At 42.2% G+C, this 13,544-nt stretch carries 11 protein-coding genes; 3 read left to right on the plus strand and 8 right to left on the minus strand.

The features are described 5' to 3' along the window. Positions 1-184 precede the first annotated feature (184 nt). On the plus strand, positions 185-1,462 hold the full coding sequence (locus tag BLS33_RS00125) for an alpha/beta hydrolase family protein (protein WP_089884058.1): 1,278 nt from the start codon (positions 185-187) through the stop codon (positions 1,460-1,462). 115 nt (positions 1,463-1,577) lie between these two features. Here BLS33_RS00125 and BLS33_RS00130 read toward each other — a convergent pair whose 3' ends face one another. The 7 genes from BLS33_RS00130 to BLS33_RS00160 all read right to left on the minus strand — a co-directional run bounded on the left by BLS33_RS00130 (position 1,578) and on the right by BLS33_RS00160 (position 10,235). Further along, positions 1,578-3,131, minus strand: coding sequence for a hypothetical protein (locus tag BLS33_RS00130; protein WP_089884060.1), 1,554 nt, complete (start codon positions 3,129-3,131; stop codon positions 1,578-1,580). 17 nt (positions 3,132-3,148) lie between these two features. Continuing rightward, the gene (locus BLS33_RS00135; protein ID WP_089884062.1) at positions 3,149-4,555 is read right to left on the minus strand and encodes a neutral/alkaline non-lysosomal ceramidase N-terminal domain-containing protein; all 1,407 of its coding nucleotides are present in this window, start codon (positions 4,553-4,555) and stop codon (positions 3,149-3,151) included. 10 nt (positions 4,556-4,565) lie between these two features. After that, entirely contained in the window at positions 4,566-5,687 is a 1,122-nt protein-coding gene (locus tag BLS33_RS00140; protein ID WP_089884064.1) for a sialidase family protein, read from the minus strand. A gap of 232 nt (positions 5,688-5,919) precedes the next feature. Next, positions 5,920-6,876, minus strand: a complete 957-nt coding sequence (locus BLS33_RS00145; protein WP_176801292.1) for an alpha/beta hydrolase — start codon at positions 6,874-6,876, stop codon at positions 5,920-5,922. A gap of 41 nt (positions 6,877-6,917) precedes the next feature. Further along, positions 6,918-7,937 (minus strand): polysaccharide deacetylase family protein, encoded by a 1,020-nt coding sequence (locus BLS33_RS00150; protein ID WP_089884069.1) that lies wholly within the window; start codon positions 7,935-7,937, stop codon positions 6,918-6,920. 2 nt (positions 7,938-7,939) lie between these two features. Beyond that, entirely contained in the window at positions 7,940-8,860 is a 921-nt protein-coding gene (locus BLS33_RS00155) for an alpha/beta hydrolase (RefSeq protein WP_176801293.1), read from the minus strand. Then, entirely contained in the window at positions 8,841-10,235 is a 1,395-nt protein-coding gene (locus tag BLS33_RS00160; protein ID WP_089884073.1) for a PhoPQ-activated pathogenicity-related family protein, read from the minus strand. Before BLS33_RS00160 ends, BLS33_RS00155 begins: the two co-directional genes overlap by 20 nt. A 392-nt stretch (positions 10,236-10,627) precedes the next feature. On the opposite strand from BLS33_RS00160, the gene BLS33_RS00165 reads away from it, so the two are divergent. Both BLS33_RS00165 and BLS33_RS00170 read left to right on the plus strand, forming a co-directional pair. Next, on the plus strand, positions 10,628-11,902 hold the full coding sequence (locus tag BLS33_RS00165; protein WP_143017545.1) for a hypothetical protein: 1,275 nt from the start codon (positions 10,628-10,630) through the stop codon (positions 11,900-11,902). A gap of 61 nt (positions 11,903-11,963) precedes the next feature. Continuing rightward, positions 11,964-12,614 (plus strand): hypothetical protein, encoded by a 651-nt coding sequence (locus tag BLS33_RS00170; RefSeq protein WP_089884077.1) that lies wholly within the window; start codon positions 11,964-11,966, stop codon positions 12,612-12,614. Positions 12,615-12,691: 77 nt separating this feature from the next. Here the strand turns inward: BLS33_RS00170 and BLS33_RS00175 are convergent, their stop codons facing one another. Further along, complete coding sequence (locus BLS33_RS00175; RefSeq protein WP_089884079.1) at positions 12,692-13,543, minus strand: glycerophosphodiester phosphodiesterase; 852 nt, start codon at positions 13,541-13,543, stop codon at positions 12,692-12,694. Position 13,544: the final 1 nt, after the last annotated feature.

Below are 13,544 nucleotides of genomic sequence, written 5' to 3' on the forward strand. Positions count from 1 at the left end.
CGGAATAAGCTATTAAGATACAGCGGGCAAATACGCAACCAATGCGATCAAAGCATAAAACACGGCCGAGGCCCGAGTAAAATAGAAAGTTGTAGCCTAGTAAAGTTTATTATGATGTAACAGTTGAGCAAGCCACAATCGGCTACTATTATATACCAAACGGTATCATTTGATAAGTATAAGGATGAAGCAATTCGGAATTTTAGTCCTATTATGCTTTGCGTTACCGGTTAACGCACAATCTTTTATTGGTCAGATCAATTACGGAAAATCTGTTATTCATTACCAGATCAAGCTGACCCAAACCGCGAACCGTACCAATGCCTTTTTCTCCAGCGTCGCGATGAATGCGTATGAAATTCCTTGTCAAAATACCACCTTCGAAAAAGACACACTCGCGTTTTACGTAGTCAGTGATTATTATACCTACGCCTACCAATACCACAAACAAAATAAAAATCTGAAAGGCCACTTAAAAGTCTACGCGAATGAAGATGAGCGCTTACTGGACACTTTTGAAACCGAATTGATTCAAGAGAACAGCACAGAACGAGATGCCGTTAATAAACAAGAGGTAAGCTTTACGTCCAATGGCTTAAAATTGTATGGAACGGTATGGAAACCTCAAAAATCCAAACAAATGGGTTTGGTTTTCGTGACCTCTTCCCAAGGAAATGACCGTAGCGGTGCCAATACCGAAGCTTCCTATTTTACAAAGCTTGGCTATACCGTTTTTAACTACGATAAACGAGGTACGGGAAAATCAGAAGGCAATTGGCAATCGGCAACATTGGAAGAACTATGTTCGGACGATAGTACTGCCATTCGCTATTTTGCGAAAATCACGAAGCTTCCACTTGCTAAAATTGGAATAAAAGGAAGTAGCCAAGGCGGTATCAAAATACCGTATATCTTAACAAAAATACCTGAACTCAATTTCGGAATTTCAGTAAGTTGCCCGAGTGGAACGCTCTTGGAGAGTGATCTGAACCATTGGAAAAACATGCATTTAGATCGGATTGGTCCAAAAAATATAGCTTTGGCCCTTAGAGTCCAAAAAGCAGCATACGATTTCTTGGCAGGTAATATAAGCTATAAGCAAATGAACGCGATTACGAATACCTATGCACATCATGATTGGTTCAAATACATCTATATTCCTGAAGAAAATATTCAAAAAGACGCAAAACTTAACTTTAGTGGACTGCCGTATTTCAAAAAAATCACGCAGCCCATACTCATAGTGCAGGGGCTATCGGATAATGTAATCCCAAAGAACAGCCATAATCTTATTGCAAAGGCCTTACAACAATCGGCTTCGAATACCCATGACATACTAACTTTAGAAAATACGACGCATGCAATGACCTATTTAGATCAAGAATTTCCCTATTTTCAAACGCTGAGTCCAAACTATTTGCCAGCGATAGCAAAATGGTTGAATACCATTGAGAATCAATAAAAGGGCTTGCTTGAATAGATGCAACCATTCAAATCTTAATTCGGGAACTGTCCCGTTAAAGAACGTTTGCGGTAGCGTGTAGCGAAGTACCAATCCAATTTTATATTATCAACTACTACAAATCTTGAATCACCTCGATAAGCGCATTATAGATAAGGGGTCCCGTTTCAGGTCCCAACGAATTTTCCTCCCCGTAGGTATCCTTTTCGTCATTATATAAATACGGTTTTCCGGTATCCCACTCACTTTTCGGAATGATATAGCCGATCTCATCGTTAGAAAGGCCGAGGTAAAATTTGTATTGGTCTTTTATTAAATCTTGTATCGGGGGAATTTCCATCGGTTGAATATCGAATTCGCGTCCCTCGGGCGCCTCGATGCCCCCAAAAACAATCTCTGGATAGATTTCTCCGGGAATACTAACAAACAACGCAGGGCCAATGCGAATAGCACCAACTTCGGTTCTGGTCTCAAAGTATTTGGGCATTCCCATTTGTATCAATCCGATGCCACTGGCGATTTTAAACGCAGTATTGTCTAAACGGGCATTTAAAGTTTTGGCACGTACCGAAATCGTGGAGGTGGCTACGGTGTCTCCTTTTTGTTGCAATGCTTTTAGCGACATGAGTGCAATATGATCCCCCAAAGCCTTTGTTTTCTCGTAGGTAGGCTCGGCATATTCCGTTCCGGTATAAGGGTCTTGAATCGAAATGGAGGGGTGGGGTGCCATTAAGCCGCCGATAACCCCGGAAAAATAGATGGCGACTCCGCCCAAGCCTTTTTCTTTTAATTCGCTACCGTTATAAACCCCGTTTTCAATAGCTTCCCGAACATAATGTGGAAAATCGGAACTGATCAATAAATTCTGGCTCCATAAGGTTTCAGGATGGTTCGACCAGTTGATCAGCGTACCCAGGGTTTGGTCGTTTTCCGCATCCAATACCTGCATCAGGTGAATGCCAGTTGCTTTAACAATCGGTTTGCGAGTGTCCTTGATCAATGCCGCATCGTCGCCGGAAAGGTCTTCTGCAAAGACCAATTTGGCAGGGCGTATTTTTTCCGCCGCTTCGACAACAGCCTTCACCGTTTGTTCTTTTACATATTCCATCATTTCGGGGTTCACCCCGGAATTGAACATGTTTTCACCCCAAATGCCGATCAGATCGTTACTTTCGTGCGTGTGGGTCGATGAAAGCAGCACATAATCAATACCGAGTGCTTCCGGTATGCGTTTTCTAATGTCGACCACATCGCCATGCAGAAAACCGATGGCATCCATAGAGATCATGGCGATTCTACTTTTTCCGTCATCCAAAACCATTACGCGCGACCAAACATCGTCGTGCACGCCTTGGGCAGGTTTGGCATTGCTCATCCCCGCGATCCAAAAAGCGTCGAACTTGCCGTTATTGTTGATATCATTATACGAATCACCATCCTTTTCATTGTATTTGTTGTCGCCATTGGCATCGTTCCAAGTATCTACAATGGTGGGGGTTATGGCTCTTTTGGCAAATCCCGCTTTTAAGATTGCCGGATCGGTATTCTCCAATTTGATATCGAGACTATAATCCGGATTTCTATCGCGCCAGTTGTAGACAAAGAGTGCAGCGACCAGCACAATGATCAGTAGGATCAAAATCCCTAGTACTTTAAAAAACTTCTTCATTTCTGATTTTTCTTAGATTATAGCCTTGAGTCGGTAAGGGCATTGGCCAATTTGAAGTTTAATTCCATCAAATAGTCGCCCATACTGGGGCCGTACCAGCCCATCAACCGCGCTTCATAGGTGTCGTAATAATAATATTTTTGAGGAACGATATAGCCTAAATATTGGCCGTTAAAGCTCGTTAAAGCCGAATTATATCCTTTGAGTTCCAGGGCATTCTTCAGATCGATACCGTATTCCCCGCTCAATTCGTACGGCATGGCAATCCAAATAAAATCATTCAATTTAATGCCTTGAAGATAGATAGATTTCATTTCGGTCAGCAATTGGCTTCCCATAAAAGGAGAAAATCGTCTGCGATCGGAAACATAAAAGGCCTGAAGTTTCGGGATCTCCAATTCGGTGGTCGCAGCGGCCATGACCAGCGTTGAATCGTAGACCATTTGGTTAAGCAATACTTTGGCGGAGTCGGCCAAGGTCTCCCCAACATATTGTGCTTTTTCAAATTTTTCGCCTTCGCCCTTGTTCGTGTGACTTCCGACGGTTCCTGCAAAAAACAGGGCCAAATCCACGCCATTTCGCTCCAGACTTCGTTGAAAATACCCCGGGTAATCGCCACTGTATTTATCGTTCCAAGTAGCAATAGTGGTGGCGTGAGCCGCATACATTGCTATTGCCGCATTTTTTCCATTATCCTGAACTATCGAGAGCATGTTCAACTTATCGTTCAGTCTCCCGGTTTCTCCAATAATGCGATTACGTACCAGATTGGGTACGTGTTTATAGCCAGAAGCTATTTTTGCGGGGCGTTTGTCATTTAAAGCTTGTCGTATAAGTTGTGTGAATTTGTCGCTTAACCAGCGTACTACCTCGGGTTGAAAATCACCGCCGAAACTCTTCCCTACAAATCCGGGAATACAGTTTCCGATACTCGAATGCGTATGGGTGGCCCCGAAAAAAAGTGACTTTCTTGAAATTTGGTCCTTTAAATTTTCCTCCACTTCAAGCACTACGGCCTCAGGGATCAAAATCATATCGGCACTGACAAAAACAATTTCTTTTCCTTCGACTTCGACGGCAACGGCCTTTGCGAAGATAGAATCGTGGACGCCAACTGCGATTTGACCGTCACCAAAACCGGCCATTTTTATGGTGTTGAATTCTCCCTTTTTAGGGTCGGCCACACCTTTGACGACCGTAGGTGTAATGTTGGTTTTGGCAAAACCGGATAAAAATGGACCGTCGACCTCAATTTTATTATGGATCGACGAATCCATTTTTTTTATGGTATTCTGGTAATAGGATGTTTCAAAATAGGGGGTGGTATCGATGGTACTGGTCGAAGCATAGAAAAGCAGCATTAATAGGAGGAACACTGTCCCAAAAACGCGAATCGATCTGCGTTGCCACCTTTTTGTCTTCATTAATGTTTCATCAAAGTTTCTTTGGATCTATAACAATGTATTTAACCGTTTTTCGGTTCCATGTATACACAATATGTACCATGCCGTCTTCTGCCTGAATAACGGTAGGATAAGAGTATTCTTCGCCTTCTTTATCGGTGTTTTCCCGTAACGGTTCTAAATCTAAAACTCTCTCCCAATTTTCTCCATCGGTGGAAAGTCCGATACTAAGCGGAACCCTGTCGCCCCAATCTTTACCGGTCGGATTATAGACCAAAAGCTGTCGCCCGTCTTTTAGCGTGACGCCATCGACACCGGAGTTGGGATTGGGTAGCGATGTGGCGGTCATTTTATCCCAAGTCTTCCCGTAATCGTTGGACCAGTTTTGTGATACTACTTCGTTTTTTGTACGGCTTAGCAATTGTAACTTCCCATTACCATAATTTAAAACAACAGGTTGAATGGCCCCGAATTCTTTGGGATCGTTTAATGGTCCTGAAGTGGTCCAGGTTTTCCCCATATCGGTACTGGTTTCCAAATGGATTGTCCAATCCCCTGATTTTGTTTCCAAACTCGAAGGCGAAAGAATCGTACCATCGGCAAGTTGAATAGGCTGATTTTTTATAGGTCCCAGAATATCTTCCGGAAGATCGATAGGTTCAGACCATGTTTTACCATCGTCATCCGAAGTCATATAAAGTCCCCACCATTCTTGCGGACTAGGTCCTACTTTGTAAAACAAATATAAAGGCGCTCCTTTGGGTTTGAACAAAACCGGATTCCAGCAAGGGTAGCGCGTGGTTTCATCTTGAACCCCGTTTACAACTTCAACAGGCGTCGACCATGAACCGTTGGTTTTCCGGGAGACCCAAATACCCACATCTTTATTCTTTTCCTCTGTGCCGCCAAACCACGAAGCGATAACAACACCATTACTGACTTCGACGGTCGAAGCATGACACTCAGGGGTTAAGGCATCTTCCATTTCATAAACGAATTCTTGCGTAACTACGGCAGCATGATCTATGGGTTGCACCTCTGGTAATTTGAAGGTTTCTTCTTTGGCGTCTTCAGTATCTTTAGCTTCATCTTTAGCTTTATCCTTACAGGATAATATAAATAATACGCAGGCAAACAAAGGTAAAAATCTCATAGTTCTAGGTTTAAATGTAATTTATACAAATTAAACTTTTTTAATGGTATAGTGCTAGTCATATATTATTTAAAATACATTAAATATTAACTTTAAATTGGAATAATTGTAATAAAATCGGATATAGAGTTAGAATAATTGAAATTTAAACCTTGTGGTTCTTTGCCTTGAATCGTTTAATCGGTGCTTTCCAATTCGTAATTAAGATACTCGGGTCGTCAGGGAGTGACTGCTAGGGTTTTGAAATATATTTTTCAAAGAAGGCATCCATATGGTATTGGGCATAGGCATTTACCTTTACGGAAGCATCCATGGTATGTGGCCAACCTTCCAGCAAATGATAATAGGAAATTGCCCCTGCTTTTTGAAGGGCCGCATGCAACCGATCGGCTTGTTCATAAGGCACCAATTCGTCAAGCGTACCATGAAAAGTAAGTATGGGCGGGGCTTGCTTTGAGACAAAAAATAGGGGAGAAGCCTCTTTGTATGCTGCCGGAGCATCAGCATAGCTTTTTCCGATCAGTGCGCTAACGGAGGGATTGTTTTTGGCATAATCCGTTGTGAGATCGGTAGGGCCGTAAAAATTGACAACCGCTTGAACGTTTGATGACAAACTATCGGCAGCAGCGTTTTCCTGAGTATTTGTAAAAGCGTTCATCATGACCAGATGTCCGCCAGCGGAGCCACCCACCGTGGCCACCTTATTTTTGTCAATATGATAATCGTCCGCGTTTTTTTTGAGCCAAATTATGGCATCTCCTACATCTTCAATCATTTCGGGGTACGTGACCTTCGGGGTAAAGCGATACTGCACCGTTGCGGTAACATAGCCTTTCTTTGCATAATCGACCAAGTACCTTAAATAATCTTGCTTGTTCCCTTTTTTCCATGCGCCGCCATGCACGAAGACGATCAACGGCGTATTTTGGGCCATAGTTTTTGAATGATAGATATCCAATTTAAGATGGGTCGAATCGACGGTCTTGTAAGTGACATCCTTGTATTCCTTGAGGTCGCTGGGAACGGGAAATTCGCTTTCGATTAACTTTAGCGCACCGGTAGCATAGGCAATCTTAAGGGTGGTATTACTGGTGTACCCATCAGGTGGTACCGATACATCATAAGGTTGGGTCTTACATGCTGTTAAACAAGTGATTATAAAAAGGGCAGTTATACATTTTTTTACCATGATCTTAGAATTACGCATTGCTATTTGAAATGCTGTTCGCCTTATTCAAATCGCTTCATGATTTCCTGCCAATTGGTAAAGATGATGCCCTCATCCTTAAAAAATTGAATAAGGTCCGGGTCAGAGAACATCTGCGCTTCCCAAGACCGTTGTTGCCAAGAATTTGTTATCGTCTTTAAATTTTCGGTCAATACAGAGGGATGAAAGATGATTTCGGTCAGTCCGGGTTCCAAAGATCGGATCAATTCTTTAAAAGCGCCAACTTTCTCTTCGTAGGTATCAGCTTTGGGGGCACTGGTGAAAAAATCCAATTTGGGAAGGGAATAGCCTTCGACCATTTTAACCACACTATCATCCAAGGGGTAACCCTTGCTTCGAAATGCAGCCAATACTTGAGGTTTTGATAGGTCTATGATATTAGCAGGAATACCATATTCTTGAGCTACCTTGATATAGGCTTTTACATAACTGGGGTCACCGAACAATGTTCCCATATGGGTGTCTATATGATCGGGGCGATGCCCCCAAGCGATGGATTGTTCGATTTGGGACCTTATCTCTTTTTCTACTTCGTCTGCCGAAGCATGTTGTACCACTTGCATGACCGAATGCCACATCATTTTGTCTTCGTCAAGTAAACCGGGTACCTCATTAGGTTCCGTCACAGTACCCCATCGATAGGTTTTCCATTCGCTGGTCAGGGTAAGGTGGAGGCCAACATCCATTGCCGGGTTGTCTTTGGCCCATGTAATAAATTCTTCGGCATTCGGGCAGGGAATCATAACCGCGGCAGATTGAATGACCCCTTCGGTCAACTGTTTTTCAGCAGCCGTATTCGCTTCAGGGCACATACCGATATCATCGGCATGAAGCATGATGACTTTTTTTCCGGCCGGCCAACCCAATCGTTCTGCCCAGGTACCAGGAGCTTCTTTAGTTTCTTCCATGGCCTGTTCTTTCTGAGCGGTTTGAATTTCGTTCTTTTTCTTTTCGTTGCAACTGCTAAAAAGAATGGAAAGACACAGCGCTGCCATCCCTTTCATTAGATGTGATTTTTTCATTTTTATAAATATTTATTAAACCAGTTTAACCCATCTCCATAGATGATTTCAAGCGGAGCATCCCGATGTTTGGCATCATACCAAATGATTTCTTTGGGCTTCTCGGCTTTATTAAAAAGCAATTTACTCATCATCGGAGGTACAATTTCGTCATTTTTCGCATTTAGCATTAAGAACGGACGCGGAGCAATCTTCTTTACGAAATTCAAAGGCTCGATGATGCTTACAAAATCCTTTGCATCTTGTGAAAGCGCTCCCGCTTCATACAGCAAGTTCATCTGGCCTCCGGCCAAGACAATTATGGGCACCTTTACGCGGTCTTCGACACCACAAAAAATTGTGCCGATTATGCCACCCAGACTAATACCGTAATCACCAATTCTATCGGCGTCGAGTTCTTTTCGGGTTTCGATGAAATCGACCGCTCTTCGCAAGTCAAAAACGGTTTGACTGATAACATCTCGAGCCCAGTATTTGTGTTTCCCTGTTAAATCGAAATCGTAGACATCACCCTTTCGGTCTCCGTGATTGCTAATATCCAATCGCAATACGGCATAACCGTTCTTTAAAAACAGTTCATTTCCGAAAGCGACGTAGTCCACCGCTTTATGGTCTCCCAGACCGTGCATTAATATAATAACAGGGAGGGGGGTGTCCACGTTTTTCGGAAGACTCAATAATGCGGTCACCTTTTTGTCATGAACGCTTTTGAAAGATATCGAGAGTACCTCAAAATCAGCAGTATCGTGAATAGACCGGACCGAATCTTTTAGCGGTACGGCGGTGTCATAATCATAATATTTAGTAACAGGAAGGCTTTCACTGGTATCGTTGGCCACAACAAAGAAGCCAATGCCTACTACAGCAAGAATACCTATACCTATCGTCCAATTTCGAAGTTTTTTAGAGAACTTCATCGTCATCGGCCAAATACATTCGTGTGCTCTTGGTGTAAGTGCCGCCATTCGGGTCGGCATATTCCATATCGATATAGAACGCTTTGTATCCTGATTTTGGAAATTCGATTTTCTTAACAGTAGTTTCTCCGTTCGCTGGACCAATTTTATTGGCACTCCAAGTCTCGTCCCTGAAATCGCGATCGTCAGAATCTGCAGACCATAAATACACCGATTTCAAATCGTCGGAATCAGAGGTTACCGAAAGTGTAGCCGATGTGTTATCGGTGCTTAGTTCGTAATCGAGATCGGTATACGGTTCTTTTCTTAACGTGTGGCCCCAAAAGGCACTCAACGATTGTAAAGCCTTTTCCCCACCATCAAGATTATGACCCGCATTTGGGGTGTAGTGTATGTAGTTTTCTCCGGGAATATCCTTGATGTAATTCTTCACGGCGTCAACGGGCCAATATTCATCGTTTGTTCCGATAAATATAAGTTTGGGCATGGTCAGTTTTTCGCGATAGGAGTAGGGGTCGATCATTTCGGTGAGTGCATTTCCATCTGGTGTATTCACTGTTTGTGGAATTTCCAGTTTAATATAATCATTGATCTGTTCGCTGTAGGCATTCCAAGCGGTAAGGTGATAATCTAAGCTTACGGGCATATTTAGAACGTCGATTACCATGGGGCCGATAGCTTCCACACGCTTATCGCTTGCCCCGGTCAACCAAGTTGTCCAACCTCGTTTCGAAGCTCCTGAAACGGTGAAACGCGTAACGTCTTTTTGTAGTTTTTCTTTGGAGAATTCTTGTACGGCATCCATAGCCCGAACCGCGCTCTTTACCATAGGAAATAACAAAGGCCAAGTAGGGTCTTTATCGTTTTTATAGTTGTGCAACGTATAGGAAATAAGTTGATCTTCAACCAAATCACCGCCATATAACGGCTGCATGGGAACTTGTCGCACTATAGATACAATAGCCTTGTTTTTTTGTGCTATTTGTGCCATTGCCGCCGATTCGCTGCCATTTTTTTCTTTGGTTTTCCAGTTGGGCATGCCATCGGTCAAGCTTCCTCCTGTGATAAATAGCAAAGAACCATCATAAGAGACTTCTTTGGGTACTAATATGGTCAATTGATGTTTCCACGTATGCTCCCTCCATTTTTGGGAGGTCAAGAGTAAATCGTAAGCAGTTACATCGCCAATCTCAAAAGTGTCTTTTACTTCCCAATCAAAAGCATCGTCTTCGATGTCGAGATAGCTTTCCAAAGCATTTTCTGGGGTTACAATTTTTTCTACCGGAATATCTTCTGCTTCGGCAGTATTTTTTTCATTGTTTCGGCAAGAGGTGAAAATTAGGAGAGGAACAAGTAGTAAAATCGAAAATGATTTTTTCATAGTGGGAGTATATTTAATGTGGTTGTCTCAAAAATAGTTAAAACACCGAAATTCGTAACATCACTTCTGATTTTTTTAAGAGAAAGACATGAAGTGTTGATTTTTAGCAGGTTGAAGTAGGGCTATTACTACCGTATTGAATCCCGTGTAGATTTTCATTGAAATTCCGATACGATTTGAAATCCGAAAAATCGATAACTTTTGATTCTTCGACAAATAGAAAAGTATTAATGTATTTATAGTAAGATTCACGAAATTTTTTAATCACCAATGATTTAGTTTTGAAAGTTTCAGAGCTTAACAAACTATGGGCCTACAATAGTTTTTTATGGCCAAGATTAAAAAATTATTAGCTAGAAGGGGCATAGCGGCAACGCTAAAACAACGATAAAATGAAAATAAGCAATCAGATTTTAGGAATTTTAATAGTGGCAATGTCACTGGCCACCGCATGGGCGATTAGAGGGCAATTTGGTCATGAACAAGGGGCTGCCTGGGCCGGTGCTATAGGTGGTCTTGCACTGGTTTTGGTGTCGAAAAGAAAAGATTGGTACGATAAAATGGTGCTCGTAGCGCTAGCCTCTGCCTTGGGGTGGGGCGCAGGAGGTATGATCAGTTACGGAATAGTGGTGGGTTACGGTCGCGCCGATAATTTTATAAATGTTTTTTATGGGCTGGGAATGCTTTTTGTCATTGGGTCCCTATTCGGTTTGTTAGGTGGAGGTTTGGTCGGAATGGTCCTCGATTCGACAGCAAAGAAAAAGGTGAAATGGGGAGCTTTGATTTCAGAAATGGTAGCGGGCGGTTTGATCTGCTATTTCTTTCTTGTGGAACAGATCGGCATCAAAATGACCCCCCCACGTTCGGAGGCTTGGGCGTTCATTTTTGGGGCAGGCCTGGCCATGTTATGGCATATGGCACGTGAAAATAGAAATTCACCTATCCGAACGGCCATTTTTTCGGCATTGGGCGGAGGTTTTGGTTTTGCCTTTGGTAATTTTCTGCAGGTTATTGGCAATACTATGGAAATACCGTTCAATATGTGGAATGTAATGGAGTACAGCATCGGTTTTTTCGGGGGCTCAGGTATGGCCTATGGGGTATTTAGCTCCAAGTGGCCCATTGATGAGACGAAAGTTAAAAACTGGACAAATAGGGCAGCACTATTTGTTCTTGTAGTGTTTATTCCCTTAATTGTGTATCGCGAATCGCTTTCTTATGAACATCTGATCAGGCGTTTGGGGGAAATTGCATCACTAGAGTCGGTAGCGTTGACCAGTACAACGTTCGTCGCCATTCTATTGGTGGTTGTAGCGGTATTATTATTGTGGAAATTAAGTGACGGACGGTATAAAAAGAAAGATGTCGCTTTCTTTCTTTTTGTTTATCTATCAACCTATGCTATATTGAGTTTTGTGGTTAAAGGGGTATTTGCCGGAAATATGGATTTAAACCATCAGTTGTATGTCGTCAATATTGTTTTAATCTTTGCCATCTTCAAGAAAGGAAGGTGGACGTGGTTTGAGTCGGTATCCGAGAAGGTGAACATTAAAAAATGGACCATATTATTTGTAACGATTGTTGTTATTATAGCCATTCTTTCTTTGATCGCAGCCAATTTTCATGATGGACTTCATGGGGCACACAATCGGTTTCCGGTGGACTAAAATTTAATGTCCTGAAGTTATATAATAGAACATTCGCTTAAAAATTCCATTATTTCAATAAATGAATAGTATATCCCCCAGAAAAGAGCTTGCAGGACCGATAATTCTTGTAACAACACTTTTATCGATTGGTTATTCCATACTTCGTTATAACGTTGTGGGGGATGTGCCATGGAAAGAAGTTCCTTTTTTTATTCTAAACAAAGGTATTTCACTCGCCGCATTGATTCTCTTGACACTTAACTTTTCCTTAGGTCCGTTGAAGAAATTGAACGTACGGATAAATGAAGAATTACTTGATGCTAGAAAGTCGTTAGGCGTCGTCGGCTTTATTCTTGCATTCGTCCATTTGATCATTAGCGTCGCTATTTTGAACCCCTCATATTACCCGGTATTTTTTTATGATGAAGGAACACTAACGACTAGGGGAGGGCTTAGTTTATTGGGCGGTGTGCTTAGTTTTGTTTTTTTATGGATTTATTATGTCAGTTTTAAACAAGACCTAAAAAAGCAATACAAGATTATAAGAATTATTACATCTCGTGAAGTAATAATGACGGTCTTGTTTTTTATTGGGGTTCACTTATTCTTTTTTAGCTACCCCGGTTGGGTAACCGTACACAAATGGCACGGAGGGCTACCGCCGATCAGTTTGATTTCGTTTATCGTTTTTTTAACGGGCTTAGTAATCAACTTAGTAGGCAGAAAGTAGTGCTAACTACTTTCTTTGGCCATGATGTATTGACCGCTCAATTTATTAGAAAGATTATTGCGATAATTGCTGCGGCATTAATTAGCCCGCGCTATACCTATGTTTTCGGCAGCTTTCATCATTTCTTCCAATTCATCGGTGAGCACAAAGTCAACACCTTTGTTGAGTAGGGCGACGCCCTCTTCGGGACTATTGCTATAGAAGTAATTTATTTTTATAGCATGACTTCTTAATTCATCCAGATCTTTAACCAAATTGTTGTCATCGCGTCTCGATAAGAGTTGTATGGCCGTAAAATTTCCTTTGACGGTATTCTTAATATATTTTTTCCGTTTCCGTGGCCTTTCCATATTACATAGCATGACATCGGCACTTACTTGTTTGACACCTTTTGCGCAGACTGCATTACAGGCAACAATCGATTGGTGGGTCCTATTTTTCTCGATAATGGTTCTGGCAACGGCCGCTCCCAATTCTTTGCCCCCTTTTAGGTGTACGTTGAGCCAAATTGTTTTCGGGAACACATCGAGTGCTTCAGCTAACAATGGTACGCTTTCTCCTTTGAAATCCGCTGATTTCCAACTGCCTGCATCCAGCGTTTTAATTTCATCCCAGGTAAGGTCCTCGACTAAACCTGTGCCATCTGTTGTTCTGTCAATTGAGGCATCGTGCATGATGATCAATTTTCCATCTTTGGTCATTCTCACGTCGAATTCGATCATTTGGGCTCCGAGTCGAACCGCCTCTTTAAATGCCGAAATGGTGTTTTCAGGATGTGTTTCGCGTGCGCCCCTATGCGCGCAAACACCTCTTTCAGGAAGTTTAGGATTTTCGCTTTGCCCTGAAATAGCTACGGGGAAAGCGTATGAAGTTTGAGTTAAGAGAATGAAAAAAAGAGCGATTCTTTTGAACTGATAAATTGCAGTCATT

The sequence above is a fragment of the Kriegella aquimaris genome (assembly GCF_900103215.1).
GTDB lineage: Bacteria > Bacteroidota > Bacteroidia > Flavobacteriales > Flavobacteriaceae > Kriegella > Kriegella aquimaris.